The organism is Bartonella sp. AC10YNML (assembly GCF_042196825.1).
GTDB lineage: Bacteria > Pseudomonadota > Alphaproteobacteria > Rhizobiales > Rhizobiaceae > Bartonella.
The window spans coordinates 1-3,564 of the sequence record NZ_JBHIRA010000042.1 but is presented as its reverse complement, the minus strand read 5'-3'; the positions used below and the strand labels follow the sequence as shown (position 1 = coordinate 3,564).

The 3,564-nt window shown below is 34.2% G+C and carries 7 protein-coding genes; 3 read left to right on the top strand and 4 right to left on the bottom strand.

Translation table 11 applies throughout. The features are described 5' to 3' along the window. From ACFINA_RS09390 to ACFINA_RS09375, 4 genes are all read right to left on the bottom strand, one after another. On the bottom strand, positions 1 to 410 hold a 410-nt coding region (locus ACFINA_RS09390; protein WP_375615495.1), incomplete at its 3' end, for a Rha family transcriptional regulator. 14 nt (positions 411 to 424) lie between these two features. Continuing rightward, entirely contained in the window at positions 425 to 787 is a 363-nt protein-coding gene (locus tag ACFINA_RS09385) for an antA/AntB antirepressor family protein (RefSeq protein ID WP_375607536.1), read from the bottom strand. Positions 788 to 849: 62 nt separating this feature from the next. Next, positions 850 to 1,224 carry a hypothetical protein gene (locus ACFINA_RS09380; protein WP_375615494.1) on the bottom strand — a complete coding sequence of 125 codons (375 nt, stop codon included), beginning with the start codon at positions 1,222 to 1,224 and terminating at the stop codon, positions 850 to 852. Positions 1,225 to 1,381: 157 nt separating this feature from the next. After that, positions 1,382 to 1,999, bottom strand: a complete 618-nt coding sequence (locus ACFINA_RS09375) for a helix-turn-helix transcriptional regulator (RefSeq protein WP_375607534.1) — start codon at positions 1,997 to 1,999, stop codon at positions 1,382 to 1,384. 109 nt (positions 2,000 to 2,108) lie between these two features. On the opposite strand from ACFINA_RS09375, the gene ACFINA_RS09370 reads away from it, so the two are divergent. From ACFINA_RS09370 to ACFINA_RS09360, 3 genes are all read left to right on the top strand, one after another. Further along, entirely contained in the window at positions 2,109 to 2,360 is a 252-nt protein-coding gene (locus ACFINA_RS09370; protein ID WP_375607533.1) for a helix-turn-helix transcriptional regulator, read from the top strand. An 11-nt stretch (positions 2,361 to 2,371) separates the two neighbouring features. Next, positions 2,372 to 2,824, top strand: a complete 453-nt coding sequence (locus ACFINA_RS09365; RefSeq protein WP_375615493.1) for a hypothetical protein — start codon at positions 2,372 to 2,374, stop codon at positions 2,822 to 2,824. Positions 2,825 to 2,975: 151 nt separating this feature from the next. Then, the gene (locus ACFINA_RS09360; protein ID WP_120100899.1) at positions 2,976 to 3,410 is read left to right on the top strand and encodes a hypothetical protein; all 435 of its coding nucleotides are present in this window, start codon (positions 2,976 to 2,978) and stop codon (positions 3,408 to 3,410) included. Positions 3,411 to 3,564 lie beyond the last annotated feature (154 nt).

Genomic DNA, 3,564 nt, shown 5'->3' with positions numbered 1-3,564 from the left:
TCTTCAATGATGGTGTCTTTTTGATCTATTTGACCTTGTAGGTAATTCAAAAAGCCAATCATAGCCTTTGGACTTGAATAGTCGATTTGTAGTGTTACTGCTTGCTTTTCCAACTCTTGCCAACGGTCTATAATCCTAGCACGTAATGTCATGCTGTAACCAGAAACTAAAATGAGGCATTCACGTTTAGGAAGGTTGTAACAGTTTTGGGTCTTACCCTGTTTATCTAAATAGGTGGATCCAAATTTGGATTGACCCCCTTCAGGATATAATTCTCCTAACATTTGTCGAATATCACGCATAATATGCGCATGTTGCTTACCGCATAACTCTGCAATTTCACGACTAGACATCGTTTGAACTGTTGTGTTTTGAAAATTGTTTTCAGATATTGTAATAAAGTTTCGCATCATCACTTCCTAAATTAATGAAAACACAAGTATTGGTATAATATTTTGCCATAGTTTCTATGGCGCTCTGCTTGAGCAATTTTCCTTGCTGCGTGAATTTTGAAGTAATGATTATCTGTTTTATCTGTTTCTATTTCAGATTTTGGACAAATCTTCTGTCTGTTCCATTCTTGTTTTGTAAAAACAAAATCCACGCCTTCTTTTAGATCAAACTTTTCAACACAATCGTTAAACCAAGTGGAAAAATCTTGTTTCAAATGTAAGTGCCTATGCATTACATGGGCTTTGACCATTTGGACATAACCGATTTTGTTGTCTACCTCGTTTTCAGGTATAAGATATCCTTCACTATCTTTATTAGTGTCATGTGTGTTCATGAGTTTACTCTAATTAATTATTGATGAATGAAAGGGGGCGCTTTTAAATGCGCCCTCAGAATTTAAATCACATCACAAAGACGTAATTTATTTTGCTCTTCATAGGTCCCGTAGACCTCATCATTATATTTTTCTTCTGCTAACTCAGATAAAAGATCATGGTAAGCATTACTTTCACGTACAAAGTAATGAACCTCACTATCCTCATGGAGATGTTCAATATTTGCTTCTACATATGCGTCTGCAATCTCTTCAGAGATATCTTCACAATTATTCTCAGAAGGATTTATACGAAAGATTTGGATTGCATCATCTACCTCAGCAACAATGCTTAGAATTTGGCTTGCATCAAGTGGTCCAGACTCTGCAATGTTTTGATTATCATCGTAGGCAACTAATAAAATTTCATTGGAATTTATAAGAATTGGCTTATCCATAATTTTTCCTCCCTAACGCCTCTTGGCGATTGTTTGTGCGTGGTTTGTATAATTACTTATATAACTATAATTATAAAACAGCAAGCGAAAAATTATAAAAAGTTATATTTTTTATAAAAAATATTATAATATCTTACTGAATAAGAGGGGAGGATAATTAGCGATAAGTCCGAATCATCTTGCTGTAAGAACTTATTGGCAAAATAGCAAATATTTCTCCAACCCACACAATTTTAACATTCTTAATAGGTAAGGCATTCCAAGAAAGCAGATCTATTTCACCATTCATGCCCCTGCTAATCTGCTTTATATATCTTTTATTATCATGTGTTAAAATAACGGCTTCTTTGCCAAAAAAGGATTCTATTGTTTTAATTTGGCGCCGTCTTACGATAACCATATCTCCATCTTTATAGGCTGGAATCATAGAATCTCCTTTAACTTCAAAAGCAACCATATCATCAGGTAAAGCAAAAGGAATTTCTACTTGTTCAAGACCATCTTCAGGGATTTGTTCAAAACTTGGATCTATCTGTGTTCCTGCTCCAATATACCCCATAAGAGGAACAAAAGTTGTGAAGTGATTATCCCCTTTTAGTTCTTTATATAATTCTAAAATGGCATCTCTATTAGAGCCGCGTGGATCAGAATCTTTTAACCACTTAGACACTGAAGCTTGTGTTACGTTTAGCCGTTTGGCTACATCTTCTTGCGTTAAGTTAAACTCGGTCAAAATCTTTTTTAATGTGTTTATAATATTAGATTTATTACTCATACTTCTGCTTACCTTATTTTTTTATCGTTGATAAAGATAAATTTCATTGACTTTATATAACTATAATTATATGAATAAAGTAAGGCAAAGCTGTAATTGGAGCTTGTAAATGGATCAACGAGAAGATTTTAAGAATTTGACTAAGTCAATACGGGGCAAATTTAATTGGACACAATCAGAAATGGCGAAAATGCTTGGTGTAACTCAAGCAGCTGTTTGCAAGTGGGAAAAAAGAGGATCTATCTCCGTAATAAATTATCTAAAGCTGCAAAAGTTGAAGGATAGTTCTGGCTCTAGTTCTGCTTTTATTGCTGCTTCTACAGATAATAATGAACAGCAACAGCACCCTTCACAGGTTTAAAGAGAAAGATCATGAGAAACGGAATATTGAAGAAACTCTATACGCAGCTTTGTAGATTAATAGGTTGTAATTCGAAAATGAAGAATGGAGATAGATTGGTGAAAGAATTTGTACGGATACCGGATCGTGATTGTAGCATAGAAGATCTTGTGAAACGACACGAAACTCACACAACAATTCTTAAAAAACGAGAAGAATGGCATAAGTCAAAATTTGATAGTTGGATGAGATGGCATGAAGCCACTCTTGCAGAGCGAGATAAGTCAATTGAACAACAGCAAGTAGTACTTGAAAACCTATTCTCTTTAATTAAGCAAAAAAATAAGACACTGTATGAACAAAGATTAAAGTTGGCTTCACAAATGGAGCTAATTAATAAATTAAATAATAAAATCATTTGCTTAATTAACAAAAAAGAAGAACCAAGATTGATCGATTTTACTTTTGCAGGAGAAGTTTTTTAACTTGCGTCATTTGAGCCAAAAATCAAGATTGTTTAATTAACAATGAATCATTGCGAGGTTCCTTTTTCACAAACATTTTTGCAAGACAGGCAATCACAACGCGCTCTGTCACAACAGCACCCTTCACACTCTTAAAGAAGAAAGATCAGAGATGATAGATGTCCCACATATCACTATAAGTAAGGTCAAGTTGATTAATCTTGTTAATAAGATTGGACGTGAAGATATATATTATGGTGTTCGCTCGCCTAATCAGACATGTGAAAGTTGCATAGATCCCTCATCAACAGGTTATCTTGTCTATATACTGCAAAATATTTTTGCGCGTGATGATAGAAATTATTTTCCGTTATTGCCATACGATGATTTTAATCAATGGTTTTCATCTGCCTTTACGCAAGCTTTTACAACTTGGTTTGATAATTATTTTTCTCAAGATTTGTCATCTTTTCATCGCCTAAATGAGCTACTTTTGTTTACAGCTTTAGTCGAAAGTAATCTTGGCTTCTTAAGGGATGACCTCATCAAAAAAAGAGAAGAAGAAATCAAATTAATAAATGATGCGTGTAGTGTGCGTCTGAATTGAGTTAATCCACTTTTTTAAAGTCTATGAGGTCGGTTTGTGTTGTTACAGTCATTTTTTCAAGACAAGCAGTCACAACACGCTCTGTCATAGCACGCATATAAATACGTAGAGCCTTAAGGGGGGGATTATGATCACTAATGCACAAACCATTCTC